The organism is Hydromonas duriensis, assembly GCF_004363775.1.
Classification (GTDB): Bacteria; Pseudomonadota; Gammaproteobacteria; order Burkholderiales; family Burkholderiaceae; genus Hydromonas; species Hydromonas duriensis.
Genome location: NZ_SNZE01000002.1, coordinates 53357 through 68009, shown reverse-complemented (window position 1 = coordinate 68009; position 14653 = coordinate 53357). Strand labels below are relative to the sequence as shown.

The 14653-nt window shown below is 45.9% G+C and carries 15 protein-coding genes; 8 read left to right on the top strand and 7 right to left on the bottom strand.

The genetic code is table 11. From position 1 onward, the window contains the following. Nucleotides 1–25: 25 nt before the first annotated feature. From DFR44_RS01510 to purM, 5 genes are all read right to left on the bottom strand, one after another. Nucleotides 26–1483 (bottom strand): dihydrolipoyl dehydrogenase, encoded by a 1458-nt coding sequence (locus DFR44_RS01510; RefSeq protein ID WP_133618948.1) that lies wholly within the window; start codon nucleotides 1481–1483, stop codon nucleotides 26–28. A gap of 170 nt (nucleotides 1484–1653) precedes the next feature. Continuing rightward, nucleotides 1654–2394, bottom strand: coding sequence for a glutathione peroxidase (locus DFR44_RS01505; protein WP_133618947.1), 741 nt, complete (start codon nucleotides 2392–2394; stop codon nucleotides 1654–1656). A gap of 145 nt (nucleotides 2395–2539) precedes the next feature. Further along, nucleotides 2540–3109, bottom strand: coding sequence for a peptide-methionine (S)-S-oxide reductase MsrA (gene msrA, locus DFR44_RS01500; protein WP_133618946.1), 570 nt, complete (start codon nucleotides 3107–3109; stop codon nucleotides 2540–2542). Between the two features lie 206 nt (nucleotides 3110–3315). Beyond that, the gene (locus DFR44_RS01495) at nucleotides 3316–3795 is read right to left on the bottom strand and encodes a hypothetical protein (RefSeq protein ID WP_162845114.1); all 480 of its coding nucleotides are present in this window, start codon (nucleotides 3793–3795) and stop codon (nucleotides 3316–3318) included. Between the two features lie 19 nt (nucleotides 3796–3814). Continuing rightward, nucleotides 3815–4855 carry a phosphoribosylformylglycinamidine cyclo-ligase gene (gene purM, locus DFR44_RS01490; RefSeq protein WP_133618944.1) on the bottom strand — a complete coding sequence of 347 codons (1041 nt, stop codon included), beginning with the start codon at nucleotides 4853–4855 and terminating at the stop codon, nucleotides 3815–3817. Between the two features lie 96 nt (nucleotides 4856–4951). Between purM and DFR44_RS01485 the strand changes: the two genes are divergently transcribed. From DFR44_RS01485 to panC, 7 genes are all read left to right on the top strand, one after another. Further along, nucleotides 4952–6049 (top strand): AI-2E family transporter, encoded by a 1098-nt coding sequence (locus DFR44_RS01485; RefSeq protein WP_162845113.1) that lies wholly within the window; start codon nucleotides 4952–4954, stop codon nucleotides 6047–6049. Then, on the top strand, nucleotides 6046–6723 hold the full coding sequence (gene hda / locus DFR44_RS01480) for a DnaA regulatory inactivator Hda (RefSeq protein ID WP_133618942.1): 678 nt from the start codon (nucleotides 6046–6048) through the stop codon (nucleotides 6721–6723). Before DFR44_RS01485 ends, hda begins: the two co-directional genes overlap by 4 nt. Then, the gene (locus DFR44_RS01475) at nucleotides 6707–7417 is read left to right on the top strand and encodes a histidinol-phosphatase (protein ID WP_246012015.1); all 711 of its coding nucleotides are present in this window, start codon (nucleotides 6707–6709) and stop codon (nucleotides 7415–7417) included. Before hda ends, DFR44_RS01475 begins: the two co-directional genes overlap by 17 nt. A 12-nt stretch (nucleotides 7418–7429) precedes the next feature. Next, nucleotides 7430–8929, top strand: coding sequence for a polynucleotide adenylyltransferase PcnB (pcnB, locus tag DFR44_RS01470; protein WP_133618941.1), 1500 nt, complete (start codon nucleotides 7430–7432; stop codon nucleotides 8927–8929). Nucleotides 8930–8932: 3 nt separating this feature from the next. Next, complete coding sequence (gene folK, locus DFR44_RS01465; protein ID WP_133618940.1) at nucleotides 8933–9454, top strand: 2-amino-4-hydroxy-6-hydroxymethyldihydropteridine diphosphokinase; 522 nt, start codon at nucleotides 8933–8935, stop codon at nucleotides 9452–9454. A gap of 38 nt (nucleotides 9455–9492) precedes the next feature. After that, entirely contained in the window at nucleotides 9493–10362 is an 870-nt protein-coding gene (gene panB / locus DFR44_RS01460) for a 3-methyl-2-oxobutanoate hydroxymethyltransferase (RefSeq protein WP_133618939.1), read from the top strand. Between the two features lie 125 nt (nucleotides 10363–10487). Further along, entirely contained in the window at nucleotides 10488–11339 is an 852-nt protein-coding gene (panC, locus tag DFR44_RS01455; RefSeq protein WP_133618938.1) for a pantoate--beta-alanine ligase, read from the top strand. Nucleotides 11340–11436: 97 nt separating this feature from the next. On the opposite strand, the gene DFR44_RS01450 is transcribed toward panC, so the two are convergent. Continuing rightward, entirely contained in the window at nucleotides 11437–13155 is a 1719-nt protein-coding gene (locus tag DFR44_RS01450; protein ID WP_246012014.1) for a DEAD/DEAH box helicase, read from the bottom strand. Nucleotides 13156–13617: 462 nt separating this feature from the next. Then, on the bottom strand, nucleotides 13618–13821 hold the full coding sequence (locus DFR44_RS01445; protein WP_133618937.1) for a cold-shock protein: 204 nt from the start codon (nucleotides 13819–13821) through the stop codon (nucleotides 13618–13620). Between the two features lie 347 nt (nucleotides 13822–14168). Between DFR44_RS01445 and clpS the strand changes: the two genes are divergently transcribed. Further along, nucleotides 14169–14507, top strand: coding sequence for an ATP-dependent Clp protease adapter ClpS (gene clpS, locus DFR44_RS01440; RefSeq protein ID WP_133618936.1), 339 nt, complete (start codon nucleotides 14169–14171; stop codon nucleotides 14505–14507). Nucleotides 14508–14653 lie beyond the last annotated feature (146 nt).

Sequence of the window (14653 nt, the reverse complement as noted above, 5' to 3'; positions counted from 1 at the left end):
TTTGTTTATATCAATCGCGGAGTTGTTAGTCACCGACAGTCAAGTGCGCCTCACAAGGTGCAATTGCGCTTTTTTGTTTAATGTTTGCAGCTAAAGCACGCAGTGCGGTGCGTAAGCCTTCTTCAATCACGGGATGATAAAAAGGCATTGCAAGCATTTGTGTGACAGTCAAGCCCATTTGATGTGACCATGCGAGTAAGTGCGCGATGTGCTCGTTGCGAGGCCCCACCATTTCTGCACCCAAGAAACGATCCGAGGCAATGTCGCCATAAACACGTAAGACCCCTTGATTGACTTGCATGACGCGTGAGCGACCTTGGTCACTAAAGTCGACAGAACCGACCGCAGTATTACTTAAATCCAATTCTTTGTACATTTGGCCTGCGTGAGCGATGTTGGGTTCGCTGAAAATCACGGCGATGGGTGAGCGTCGCTCTCCAGCTTCTACGGGCTTGCCCAATGCCAATCGTGCGGCATTCGCGCCTGCGATAGCGCCTTCATCTGCGGCTTCGTGTAATAAGGGTACATCTGCATTGACATCCCCTGCGATAAACAGATGGCTGCTGCCGATTTGTAGAGTGTGGCGGTTAAAAGCAGGCACGCCGTTGGCTTGTGGGGTTAATTGGGTTGCGGCGAAGTTGAGAGAGTTCAGGTTGATGGCTCGTCCAGTCGCTGCGAGGATGTAGTCATACTCGCGATGCTGTGTTTGCCCCGCGTCGTCAATGTAGGTCACTTTCACACCGCTTTCAGTGCGCCCAACGGATTCAAGGCTCGCATCCGATTGAAAATCCATGCTGTGTTTGATGACATTTAATGCCGATTCACGCACGACAGGGTCGGATAAGTGGCCGATGCCATTATTGCGCCCCAACAAAGTCACGCGAACGCCTAAATAAGATAAAGCCTGTCCCAGCTCTAGGCCAATGACACCTGCGCCTACGACAAGTACTGATTTAGGCAGTGTGTTCCAGCTAAACACATCATCATTGATGATGACGCGGTCACCTGCATTTTTGAGGATGTCTGGTACAACAGGGGTTGAGCCAGAAGCAATGACAATGGTTTTGGCATGAATGGTGGCTTGCCCACCTTGTTCGAGGTTGACGCTTAAAGTGTGTTCGTCTACAAAGCGTGCATAACCTCGGATTTTGTGTTCGTCGGGGATGTTGTTGACGCCATCGACCACAAAACCAACAAAGCGGTCGCGCTCATTGCGCACACGCGCCATCACGCGCTCACCTTTGATGAGCGGGGGGTGGGGTAAGTCGATACCAAATGCGGGTAAACGACCTAAAGCATGGTGAGCATCCGCCGCTGCAATTAATAATTTTGATGGCATGCAACCAACACGCGCACAGGTAGTGCCATAAGGACCGCCTTCAATAAGTAAAGTATTTGCGCCTTGAGCGATGGATTGGCGGTAGGCGGCTAAACCTGCGGTTCCTGCGCCAATGACGGCGACATCAGTATGGTAAACGGTCATAATTGCTTCCTTTATATGTTATTGGTTTTATAAGTCAAAGCACGTTGAATCATGCGCTGGCGTATAAATTTTAAAAATGCGTCGCTTTAGCTGGGGGAGGCCAAAGCCCATTTTTAAATGGATGTCTGTATCGAAAAATACAGACATGACGCATATCGTTTAGGGGCGACTTAACCGCGTGCTTTAACCCATTCGCTAATGGCCGCGGCATCACCCACTAAATGACCATTGACGAACATTTGTGGAGAGGTTGCTTTTCCTGCCACTGCGGATAACAAGCGTTGACGCACATTATCTTCCAATGGCATTTCAAAATAACTCACACCAGCCGCTTTAAGTTCTTCTTTGGCTTTTTCACAGAATGGACAGCCGACTTTAGTGAATAGGGCAACTTGTTCTGGTTTGGTGGCATTGGGCGCGATGTAATTGAGCATTGTGTCCGCATCAGATACTTTAAATGGATCGCCTGGCTCGTTGGGCTCAATGAACATTTTTTCGACAACGCCGTTTTTGACCAGCATTGAATAACGCCATGAACGTTTACCAAAGCCAATCTCAGATTTGTCAACCAGCATGCCCATGCCCGCTGTGAATTCACCATTGCCGTCAGCGATAGGACGAACAGCGGCAACGTTTTGGTCTTTGCCCCATGCTTCCATGACGAAACCATCATTGACCGATACACATAAAATGCTGTCCACACCATGCGCTTTAAAGACAGGGGCTAGTTCTTCATAGCGGGGTAAGTGAGTCGATGAACAGGTGGGTGTAAATGCACCAGGCAAAGAAAAAACCACGACCGTTTTGTTGTCGAATAACTCTGCACTATTCGTGGCGACCCATTGATTATTTTCATGTAATTTAAAATCGACTTGGGGTACTTTTTTACCTTCAAAATTTTCTAAGCTCATGTTCACTCCTTTAATGTATTTGTCAAATAAACAACTCCGATGAGAGTTGATGTACGAATCATATCAGTCTATTTTTGTTTTGACTAATGATGCTTTTTAATTCAATTAATAGTTTAAAGCTATTGATGTTTTTAATTTCAATAGTTTATTTTAAAAGCGAGTTGTATTGTGCTCTTAATTTTGCAAGTTTAGGGGGAATTGTGGCTTGGCAATACCCTTGAAACGGATGTTGAGCAAAATATTCCTGATGCTCATCTTCAGCGCGAGTGTAGTGATTAAACGTCTCAATTTGAGTGACAATCGGCGCATCCCAGTCTTGTTGTGCGTGCGATACTGCTGCGCGAGCCATTGCGGCTTGCTCCGCTGAATGAGTGAAAATCACCGAGCGGTATTGCGTGCCTTTGTCTGCGCCTTGTTGGTTAAGCGTGGTTGGGTTGTGTACGGTAAAAAACACTGCCAATAGTTGCTCGTAGCTGATGATGCTTGGGTCAAACAGAATCTGTACCACTTCGGCTAATCCCGTTTTTCCAGTGCATACGGCTTGATAATTGGCGTGAGGGTAGTCACTGCCTGCGTAACCTGATTCAACGTCAATAACGCCTTTTAGACTGGTAAAAACAGCTTCGATGCACCAGAAGCAACCTCCACCTAGAGTCGCCCGTTCAAATTGTGGGGCGTGATGGTATTGAGTCGTAATGGGGTGTGCAATGGACATAAATAACTCCTCATGAGTGAATAAAAATTGACTGTCATTTTGTATTCATCCTGTTTAAAAAAAGATTCTATTTGTTTTTATTTGTTTCTATTTTTATCAGATGTATTGACCCGTGTGAACTGACAGCATAAATGAAAAAAACCGCATTCGCGGCTTTTTTATTTTTATTCATAATTATTGAATCATTAGTTTTTTGTTGCAAGCCTTTATTTGTGCGTCAACTCTTCTACGATGTAGCTCGCTTCCTCTCTGTTGTGAAAAGGCTTAAGCACCAAAAAACCACTGGTGAGCGACTGCGAGTTATACGATTCAAAAGTATAAAATCCAACTTGGAGGGCGATAGGCGTGTTGCCCATCGCATCGGCCTTCGCTTTAAGTGCCTTAATACCGTCAATGGTGAGGACAACCATCACTTTGCTTTTTTCATCATTGCCATCGACTACGGCATCAAGAACCCAGTTGGGGTCGAGACAAATGGCTTGTGCTGTTGAACTTTGACCCGTGCATGCTTTGGTTGAAACTTGCGAACTTGGTACGTTTTGGCACGCCGTCAGCGCAATTGCGATGCACAAAGATGTTAGACGCTTAATCATATTTTTACTTTGCAGTGTGTTTTGAAAGTGTGGGTCAAATGAGTGAGAAGTGTGGCCAATGACGATGGGAAATTCAATGGATGCCTTTCCCATCTTTCAAGTGGTTGATGTTTTACACCACAATCGTTTGTGCTTCACCCGCTGGCAGTTCGCGGATGTGTCCGATGTTAAATACGGTTTCACCGTGTTCACGTAAAATTTCAGCGGTTTTGTCCGCATCTGCAGCATCAACAATCAGCACCATGCCGATACCGCAATTAAATACACGGTGCATTTCATCATTGGCGACATTGCCCGCTTGCTGTAGCCATTGGAAAAGCGGAGGTAAAGTCCATTTTGAGCGTTCGAGTACCGCTTGCGTACCTTCGGGCAAAACACGGGGCACATTTTCGGTCAAGCCGCCACCTGTGATGTGGGCCATGCCTTTGATGGTAACGTGCTGCAATGCAGCTAAAATCGGTTTGACATAAATGCGTGTGGGTGCGCTGATGGCTTTTTTCAAACTGACTCCGCCCACTTCCTGATTTAAATCTGCTTTTGACACATCCAAAATTTTGCGCACCAATGAAAAGCCATTGGAGTGAACACCATTGGATTGCAAACCAAGCACGACATCGCCTGCTTTGATGTCTGCTCCCGTGATGATTTTGGATTTTTCAACCGCGCCGACCGCGAAGCCAGCTAAATCATATTCGCCGTCTGGGTACATGCTCGGCATTTCGGCGGTTTCGCCGCCAATCAGTGCCGCATTGGACTGCTCGCAACCGTATGCAATGCCTTTAATGACATCGGCCGCTGTATCGACATCAAGTTTGCCACATGCGAAATAGTCAAGAAAAAATAAAGGTTCTGCGCCTTGAACGAGAATGTCATTGACGCTCATGGCGACCAAGTCAATACCGACCGTGTCGTGAAAGCCCCATTCAAAAGCGAGTTTGAGTTTTGTGCCGACACCATCTGTGCCCGAAACGAGTACGGGGTTGTCGTATTTTTTAGAAATTTCAAACAATGCACCAAAGCCGCCGATGCCGTTTAATACGCCTTCGCGCATGGTTTTTTTTGCAAAAGGCTTGATGCGTTCAACCAGCGCGTCGCCTGCCTCCATATCGACCCCAGCGTCTTTATACGATAATCCTGATGTTTGTTCTACCATGATGCCCTAAAACTCCTATAAAATACGCCCCTTGGGTACAGTGGACTGAGTGTGTACCGATTGTGTTGGGGCAAATGATAAAAAATGGGGAAAAATATGAAATGGACACAGATTGTTAAGGCTGCGTTGGCTTTGGCCGTTATTGTAGCGTTTTTCTGGTTGGTCTGGACGATAAAAAGCATCCTGATTCCATTTGGTTTTGCAGCTTTGTTGGCGTATTTGCTTAATCCGATTGTAAAAAAACTGGGCGTGCATGGGGTGAGCCGTTCGCTTGCAGCGGGTTTGGCTTCGTTGAGCTTTTTATTGCTATTTTTCTTAGTGGCTTTTATTCCTTGGCCCATTTTAAGCCAGCAATTGATTGTCTTGCAGGCTCGGTTGCCGTTGATGCTCGATAATTTACAACACACAATCACGTCCTCTTCGGTATTGTTGACGGTAAAAAATGTCGTTCCATCCTTTGGTGATGGTGATATCGCGGCGTGGTTTGAACATATCAGCCAATTCGTTGTCGATAATGTCAATTTCTCCAATATCAGCCATCAGGTTTTTGGCGTATTGATGAAAGGTGGCTCAGTGATTTTGAATATTTTGACGTGGGTGGCGTTGTTACCGCTGATTACATACTATTTACTTGCGAATTGGCCTTCAACAGTCAAAATGTGGCGTCGTTTGATTCCTGTGCGTTGGCGTGCTGAAGTGTTTTTGTTGGGTGACGAAATGGATGCCGTGTTGTCTCAATATGTTCGTGGGCAATTTTTATTGATAGTCAGCTTGGCGGCTTATTATGCAATTGCATTAAGTTTGACTGGATTGGATGTGGCGGTCTCGGTTGGTATTTTGACGGGTTGTTTTGTGATTGTCCCTTACATTGGTTTTAGTTTGGGGCTGTTGCTTGGGGCGCTGTCAGCGATGTTGCAGTTTGGGTTTAACACTCCATTTTTTGCAGTATTGGCTATTTATGGGGTGGGGCAGGTCTTGGAAAGTTATGTGCTCACGCCACGCTTGGTTGGTGAACGCATTGGTCTTTCGCCCGTTGCGGTGATTTTTGCTTTAATGGTCTTTGGTGCTTTATTTGGTTTTGTTGGTATTATTTTTGCTTTGCCTGCATCCGCAGTGATTGTGGTGTTGATGCGTCAGATGCGCAGAAAATATCTTGAAAGCTCTTTTTATAATGAAGGCAAGGTTTCGCCATGATTCACCCGCAATTGGCTTTGCCATTGAGTTTGTCTAATGAGCCGAGCCTGCATAATTTTATAGTGGGGCAAAATGGCGAGGCCATGGCCCAAGTGACTGAAGTGGCACGAGGCGAATTTTCACACGCGGCATTGTACCTTTGGGGGGCAGCGGGCGTAGGTAAAACTCATGTGCTCAGTAGCTTGGCACTTTTGCCGCACTCGGCTTGGTTGACACCACAAGTTTTGGATGGCCAAAATTATGATGAGACTGCGCGGATTTATGTGCTTGATAATGTACATTTATTAGATGCAGCGCAACAAAAAGCCCTGTTTCACCTCTATAATCATGTGCGGGCGCATAAAGGCACTGTATTGGTATTGGCGGCGGATGTTGCCCCCGCCCATCTGCCCGTTGATTTTTTGCCCGATCTAAAAACACGTTTGGCGTGGGATTTGGTTTATCAATTGCATGCTTTGACCGATGAAGATAAAGCGCAGGTTTTGCAACAGCGTGCACAAGAGCGGGGACTCTCCTTGTCGGCGGATGTCGTGCCTTATATGTTGCGACACCTAACTCGCGACTTGTCACAGTTAAACAATTTTTTACAACATTTAGACACGTATAGTCTAGAACGACAAAGGGCGTTGACCTTGCCGCTTCTTAAAGAATGGTTACATGATGAACACAACTAAACCCATAACAGCACCAACGGTGGCCTTATTTGATTTGGATCACACCTTGATTCCAGGGGATTCTGATCATGGCTGGGGCTCGTTCTTAGTGGATCGCGGTTATGTGGATCATGCGTTTTATGAGAGTAAAAACGATTATTTTTATGGACAATATAAAGCTGGGACATTGAACATTTATGAGTATTGTGAATTTTCGTTCAAAGTTTTGGCGGACAACGATTTAATGACTTTAAATGAATGGCGCGATGAGTATATGGCGACTATTATTGCTCCCATGATTCGTCCGCAGGCGGTTGCTTTGGTTAAAAAACACCGTGACGCAGGTCATTTGTGTGCGTTGGTGACTGCGACCAATGACTTTGTCACGGCGCCCATAGCCAAGGCTTTAGGATTCGATACCTTGATTGCCACTCAAGCGGAGATGGTGGCTGGTCGTTACACAGGTAAAGTCGCAGGCACACCTAATTTTCAAAGTGGCAAAATCATCAATGTGAATGCTTGGCTGGAGGGCTTAGGGTTGTCGTTGGATACCGTTGCCGCCAGCTATTTTTATAGCGACTCTATCAATGATTTACCTTTGTTGGAGCAAGCAACTTTTCCTGTTGTGATTCATCCCGATGAACGCCTCGCACAGGAAGCTAAAAAGCGCCATTGGCCATTCATTGAGCTGTTTCACAGCGAATATGCCGCATAACAATAGAGACTTATGATTACCAAATTTATTAAACAACTGTTTGCGCCTAAAAAAGACAAAAACAGTCACACAAAACATACCACAGCGGCTAAATCCGTTAAAGAAGATACGCGTGTGCCGAGAAAAAAACTGTCATTGAAAACCGTTTCGCATAAGGCGAATGCGTATCCTGTAAAAAAACATGGCATCAATCCAAAATACATCCCGGAAGCGGCGGTCATGGTCACACGCACTTTAACGGATGCAGGGTTTGAGGCCTATGTTGTCGGCGGAGCGGTGCGGGATTTAATGCAAGGCTTGCAACCCAAGGATTTTGATGTCGCAACCAATGCCAAGCCTGAGCAAGTTGTCAAATTATTTCGTCGTGCTCGCATTATTGGGCGGCGTTTTCGCATTGTGCATGTGCAGCACAAACGTGACTTAATTGAAGTGACGACTTTTCGTTCTGCCGATTTGGATGACCAAGAGGTCGATGAGCATGGACGTGTCTTGCGTGACAATGTTTATGGCACTTTGACCGATGACGCGGTGCGTCGTGATTTGTCAATCAATGCGTTGTATTACGATGTCAAACATCAAACCGTGCTGGATTTTCATGGCGGTGTGCAGGATTTGGCTGACAGCATGTTGCGCATTATTGGTGACCCCGTCACGCGTTTTCGTGAAGACCCCGTGCGTATGTTGCGCGTACTGCGCTTCATGGCCAAGCTCGATTTTTCAGTTGATGAATACACTGAAGATGCAATGGAGAGCTGTAAGCCTCTTTTAGGCAATATTCCTCAGGCGAGATTGTTTGACGAAACTTTGAAGTTTTTCACTACAGGTCATGCTGCCGCCAGTTTGGATGCTCTGCAAGACTATGATTTCACTCGCTATTTAATGCCCGTATTGCACGAAGTGATGCAAACTGAGAAGGGCGCGGCGTGGGTACATCGTGTTTTGGCACAAACCGATGCTCGGGTGAACGAGGATAAATCGATTTCGCCAGGTTTTTTATTTGCCGCATTAATGTGGCCCAAAATTGAAGAGCGTTGGCAGTTTTTTCAAAGCAAAGGTTCGCCTTCTATTGTTGCGTTGGACCAAGCGATTGTAGAAGTGGTTAATCAAAATAACGAGCAAATTACAATCACCAAACGCTTTGTGGCCGATATGCGTGAAATTTGGAGTTTGCAGCCCCGTTTAGAGCGCCGTTTGCCACGTCAAGCCATAGGTTTGGTCGAACATCCGCGTTTTCGTGCCGCTTATGATTTTTTATTGTTGCGGGCACAATTGGGCCATTTGGGCGAAGAGGGCTTGCCTTTAGCCCAGTGGTGGGAGGATTTTCACTTTGCAACTCCAGAGATGCGTGATAAAACGGTTGCAATTTTGCGCAGCCAACCAATTAAGCGCGGCTCAACATTGAGTGGAGGCGGCGAGCAGGCTAAAAAACGCCGTCGTCGCCGTAAAAGCAATTCTAAAAAATCAAAAGAAGACACAATGGGTACGCCTCAAACACATGGCGAAAGTGCGTAAACGATGAATAAAGTACGTGCGTATATTGGTCTAGGCGCAAATTTAGGCGAGCCGACTCAGACCGTACGTGTTGCCATACACGCATTGGGTCAATTGCATGACACGCAAGTACTTGCTGTCTCGTCACTCTATGGCAGTGCGCCAGTGGGTGATGGGGCTGACGGCCCCAATTACATCAATGCCGTGGTGCAGCTTGAAACCGAATTAACCGCACACGAATTGCTCGATGAATTACAACAAATCGAAAGTGAACACGGACGTGAACGCAGTTATCGCAATGCCCCGCGTACCTTAGATATGGATATATTGTTGTATGGTAATGCCTGCTTGCATGATGAGCGGTTAACAGTGCCGCATCCACGCATGTGTGAGCGAGGTTTTGTCCTTTTGCCCTTGGCTGAAATTGCCTCCGAGTTGACGTGGCTGGCAGCCGATGGCAAGATTCAGGTCTTATCTCAATTATTGCCTTTGGTGAATGGTCAAGATGTCAGTCGATTGACGAATCACAACCCAAATTTTATCTAATAGATTGTTATTAAAATATTTTTTTAAAGGTTTTTCTGATGAACCAAGCCGCTTATGGACATGTCAACTCGGTCACCGAGACTGCCAAACCGATTAAACCCATTTCGCTCACTACGCTACAGGAAATGAAAAAGAATGGTGAAAAAATAGCCATGCTCACTTGCTACGATGCCTCTTTTTCAGCATTGCTCGACCTGCATCATGTTGATTGTTTATTGGTCGGTGATTCGCTTGGTAATGTCATTCAAGGGCAGCGCACAACTTTGCCTGTGAGCATGGCAGACATGATTTATCACACCAAAGCGGTATTGCGAGGCTTATACACACGCCCAACCTCTCGTGCTTGGGTGGTCGCCGACATGCCGTTTGGCAGTTACGGCAATACCGAGGACGCGTTGCATCATGCCGTCCAGCTGATGCAAGCTGGAGCGCACATGGTTAAAATTGAGGGCGGAGCGTGGTTGGCTGATACCGTGCGTACATTGGTGCGCAATGGCATTCCTGTTTGTGCTCATTTGGGTTTGACGCCTCAGTCTGTCTATCAATTGGGTGGTTTTAAGGTTCAGGCAAAAACAGAGGCGGCTGCGGCTCAATTACTCCAAGAGGCGTTGGTCTTGCAAGAGGCGGGCGCGTCGATGTTGGTGCTTGAAGCAGTGCCAATGCATGTCGGTAAACACGTGACCGAGCAGGTTGAAATGGTGTGTATCGGTATTGGCGCAGGAAAAGATACCGATGGTCAAGTTTTGGTTTTATATGACATGCTGGATGTGTTTCCAGGCAAAAAAGCCAAGTTTGTGAAAAATTTTATGCAAGGCCAAACCAGCATTTCGGGAGCGATTGATGCGTATGTACAGGCTGTAAAAACGGGCGCGTTTCCGCAACCTGAACATGGCTTTACAGGGGCTTAAAATTTATTTGTCGAGTTTTATCCGCGACAAGGTTGCACGTTGCGGTACGTTTTCAGTTCCGTGTCTAACAAATGTACTGTAGCTAAATACAGTCAAATTGTATTCATGTTTTTATAAGGATGTACATGCGCATTATTTCTCATATTGAAGACCTTCGAGCTCAACTGAGTGGGCAAACTCGCATTGCGTTTGTGCCGACCATGGGCAATTTGCATGAAGGTCATTTATCATTGATGCGCCTCGCCGCTAAACATGGAGACCCTGTCGTTGCCAGTATTTTTGTCAATCGATTGCAGTTTGGGCCAAATGAGGATTTTGACAAATACCCTCGTACGTTTCAATCGGATGCAATGCGTTTGGAAAAGGAGCATGTTTACGCCTTGTTTGCCCCAACTGAACAAGATTTATATCCAGAACCACAAACATATCGCATTCAACCCCCAACACAGTTGGGTGATATTTTAGAGGGCGAGTTTCGTCCTGGGTTTTTTCAAGGCGTGTGCACAGTCGTTCTTAAGTTGTTCTCATGTGTACAGCCTCGTGTCGCTGTCTTTGGCAAAAAAGACTATCAGCAGCTGATGATTATTCGAGCCATGTGTCGTCAACTGGCTTTACCTGTGGAAATTATCGCGGCTGAAACTGTGCGTGATGCAGACGGTTTGGCTTTATCTTCAAGGAATCAATACTTATCGAGTGAAGAACGAGCAGAAGCCCCTCGTTTATACGCACAGTTGAATCAAATGCGCGCACAAATAATCGCCAATCGAGAGCAAGTGGCTCAAAATTTAAGGCAATTGGAAGATACAGCCATGCAACATTTAGCTGAGCATGGCTGGGCGCCTGATTATATGACCATTCGTCGTCAAAAAGATTTGCTTGCGCCTACAGCACAAGAAGTATTGGCTAATGAGCCTTTGGTAATTTTGGCCGCGGCTCGATTGGGCGTGACGCGTTTGATTGATAATTTAGAAGTGTAAAAAGCCTCTAATCAATCATCAAAATAAAAAGCCCATCAAGGGCTTTTTATTTTGGGTACCATCGCCATAAAAACATGATGATGGTATGGGTTTTAATTTAGTACGATGATTTACGTGCAGCACGTGGCTTGCCATAGCCGCCTTCATTACTGCGAGGTTTATCGCCAAAAGAAGGGCGACGGTCTGCAGCAGGGCGGTCTGTACGGGGCGCACTAAAATCACGACGAGGCTTGTCAAACTCACGGCGAGGTGCATCACCAAAGCTGCTGCGAGGTTTATCGAAATCACGACGAGGAGCACGTTCAGTCCGAGGTGCGCTATCGCCACCAAATGCACGGCGCGGCTCACCCGCATGAGGGGCGCGTCGTTCAAAACGATCTGAATGTGGACGATCCGCGCGCTCAGAGCGGGGTGCTCCAAACTCGCCGCGTGGTTTTGAGTCAAACTCACGGCGGGGCGCACCAAAATCACCACGAGGTTTTGCATCATACGGGCGGCTATAACTGCGCTCGTTACGGTCGTTGAAGTGTCCACGAGAGTTTGCACCACTACGCCCACGTTGCGGTTTGCCTCGCCCTTGGCGTGCGCGGTATTCTTCTGCCGAAACTTGTGGTTCTAAACCCGCAACTGTGGTGACGTTAATAGAGCGGTTGATGTAACGCTCAATGGCGCGAATTTTATGGGTGTCTTGGCGTTGTGCAAAGGTAACAGATACACCTTCACGACCCGCGCGACCTGTACGGCCAATACGATGCACATAATCTTCAGCTTTCATGGGTAAACCAAAATTGAAAACGTGACTGATATTCGGTACGTCAATGCCGCGTGCTGCAACATCCGTGGCCACTAAAATTTTAGTGCGACCATTACGCAATGCGTCTAAACGGCGATTGCGTAAAACCTGCGGCATGGCGCCATGCAAAGAGGAGGCGGAGATGCCTTGAGCAACCAATTCATCAGCCAAGCGGTCTGTTTCGACTTGAGTCGAAGCGAAAACAACGGCTTGAGTCAAGTCATCTTGTGCCAACCAGTGCATCAACAATTGATGTTGGTGATGGCTATTGTCCGCCCACTGTAAATGTTGAGTGATATTTGTGTGTTTTTCTTGAGCGGTCGCCAACGTGATTCGTTGAGGCTCAGCCATTAAAGCACCCGCCAAGCGAGTTTCACGAGCGGTGAAGGTTGCTGAGAACATCAAAGTTTGTTGACGATGTTCGCACGCTTCGTGAATCGATGTGATTTCGTCCATGAAGCCCAAATCCAACATGCGGTCGGCCTCATCTAACACTAAAGTGTGTAAACGAGATAAGTTGATGCCACCTTGTTGAATCCAGTCGAGCAAGCGACCTGGGGTTGCTACGACCAAATGAGCACCTTTGAGTGCACTGCGTTGTTTATGATACGGTGTGCCACCAACAACGGTCGCGATGCGAATACCTTTTGTTTGTTTGACAAAATTAATTGCATCCGCTGCAACTTGTTGAGCCAACTCACGCGTTGGGCATAAAATCAGTGTGTAAGGAGCGTCAGAAGGGTTGTTTGTACCGCTGCGTAGGGCATTCCAAGTCTGTTGTAAGGTCGGGAGTAAAAATGCTGCAGTTTTACCACTGCCTGTTTGCGAAGCCACAATCCAGTCCCCGCCAGATAAGGCTGCAGGTACAACGTGTGCTTGTACGGGCGTTGGTGCGGTAAAACCCAATACATTAATTGCATCTAAAAATGGCTGTGCCAAGTTCATTTCAGCAAAAGTAGTGATTGTTGGGGCTGTTGTCGTAATGGCTTCAGAAGAAGGTTTTGAAAAAGAAGTATTTGACACAATAAGTGACCTTATAAATTTGTCACGCACGCAAAAAACATCAATGTTTATGATATAAACATCAATAAAGCGAACAAAATGCGGTGGTAGACGCACTGACGAATCAAAAAATACATCGACCGTCAGAATAAGGAACTCTTCTCTTCAAAATGAGAAAGTATAAGATGTGGGCTTATATAAATGCAAACTTAAATTTGCACATGCTGTAAAACTCAATATAATAAGCGCAAAGCAAAAACTGGGGACGATGAAACGAATGTTGTCGAGACAACAGCGAGCATTATTACACAAGTTTGCTAAGTTGGTGGTGATTTTTACACTTGGTGGTAAGTATTTTTGTCTAAGTGATGTTTTTTAAGCAGTTTCACAGTTTCAAGTTATTATATTGTTAGTGTTGAGTTTGGACAAGATATAAAAAAACGCCTGAAAATAACTTCAGACGTTTTACAAAAACCGTAAAAATTACGCTTCTTTGATGTTTGCAGCTTGTTTACCTTTTGGACCATCAACGATGTCAAAAGTTACACGTTGTTCTTCGCGCAATGTTTTGTAGCCATCCATTGTGATTGAAGAAAAGTGAGCGAACAAATCTTCGCCGCCGCCATCAGGAGTAATGAAGCCAAAACCCTTGCTATTGTTGAACCATTTTACTGTACCGGTAGCCATAATACGTAGCCATCCCTTTAAAAAAAACCAATTAAACATCCTCCGCCAACTTTAGGAAATACCCATCTGTCAAGCCTTGAGAACCACTTCTGCGTGCCTTTTGTTCACGCATGTTATGATTGTTGACGCTTTTATCAGTCTTGTCAAGTCAAAACGTTGAAATTATGCAGGTTTCCCGTTATTTAATTCTTATTCGTAAGAAATAGCCGAAAAATATGCGGGTTTGAATGCGTTTTTGTTTTTGGTTTGGAGCAAAAATATTATTTTTGAGTTAACATGAGTCCAATTTAGATTGTTGAATTGCACCTCAGTGTGCATAAAATGTCAAACACGGTACAAGAGGCTGTATGAGTAGTAATGAAAATGTAACACGAGAACAGCAAAGTCAAGGACATGGCGATGTTTTGGAACTTGAGCGGACGGTGGCAGTTGAGCCGCCTCCTTTATACAAAGTTTGGTTGCTTAATGATGACTACACCCCAATGGATTTTGTGGTTGAGGTGTTGACTGATTTTTTTTACAAAAATGCTGAAGAAGCAGAGCAGATTATGCTGAAAGTGCATCATGAAGGTAAAGCCGTGTGTGGCGAATATCCGCGTGATGTTGCGGAAACCAAGGTGATGCGTGTTGCGCGATATTCGCGTGCGCATGGTCACCCCTTACAATGCGTGATGGAGGGGGTATGATTGGAAATAGCAGTAATAATGGCACGCTGTCTAACTACAAAGGGCTGGCGCACAGTGATTCTAAAAAATGGTGCGCGGTATTTGACACCTTTATTCGTTGAATCAATCTGATTGGTAAGTTGTCGCAAAAATAAATATTAATAAAA

What these genes read in the sequence shown, in the direction of transcription:
- DFR44_RS01510 (WP_133618948.1), bottom strand. Translation starts at nt 1,483, where the DNA reads ATGACCGTTTACCATACTGATGTCGCCGTCATTGGCGCAGGAACCGCA.
- DFR44_RS01505 (WP_133618947.1), bottom strand. Translation starts at nt 2,394, where the DNA reads ATGAGCTTAGAAAATTTTGAAGGTAAAAAAGTACCCCAAGTCGATTTT.
- msrA (WP_133618946.1), bottom strand. Translation starts at nt 3,109, where the DNA reads ATGTCCATTGCACACCCCATTACGACTCAATACCATCACGCCCCACAA.
- DFR44_RS01495 (WP_162845114.1), bottom strand. Translation starts at nt 3,795, where the DNA reads ATGGGAAAGGCATCCATTGAATTTCCCATCGTCATTGGCCACACTTCT.
- purM (WP_133618944.1), bottom strand. Translation starts at nt 4,855, where the DNA reads ATGGTAGAACAAACATCAGGATTATCGTATAAAGACGCTGGGGTCGAT.
- DFR44_RS01485 (WP_162845113.1), top strand. Translation starts at nt 4,952, where the DNA reads ATGAAATGGACACAGATTGTTAAGGCTGCGTTGGCTTTGGCCGTTATT.
- hda (WP_133618942.1), top strand. Translation starts at nt 6,046, where the DNA reads ATGATTCACCCGCAATTGGCTTTGCCATTGAGTTTGTCTAATGAGCCG.
- DFR44_RS01475 (WP_246012015.1), top strand. Translation starts at nt 6,707, where the DNA reads ATGATGAACACAACTAAACCCATAACAGCACCAACGGTGGCCTTATTT.
- pcnB (WP_133618941.1), top strand. Translation starts at nt 7,430, where the DNA reads ATGATTACCAAATTTATTAAACAACTGTTTGCGCCTAAAAAAGACAAA.
- folK (WP_133618940.1), top strand. Translation starts at nt 8,933, where the DNA reads ATGAATAAAGTACGTGCGTATATTGGTCTAGGCGCAAATTTAGGCGAG.
- panB (WP_133618939.1), top strand. Translation starts at nt 9,493, where the DNA reads ATGAACCAAGCCGCTTATGGACATGTCAACTCGGTCACCGAGACTGCC.
- panC (WP_133618938.1), top strand. Translation starts at nt 10,488, where the DNA reads ATGCGCATTATTTCTCATATTGAAGACCTTCGAGCTCAACTGAGTGGG.
- DFR44_RS01445 (WP_133618937.1), bottom strand. Translation starts at nt 13,821, where the DNA reads ATGGCTACCGGTACAGTAAAATGGTTCAACAATAGCAAGGGTTTTGGC.
- clpS (WP_133618936.1), top strand. Translation starts at nt 14,169, where the DNA reads ATGAGTAGTAATGAAAATGTAACACGAGAACAGCAAAGTCAAGGACAT.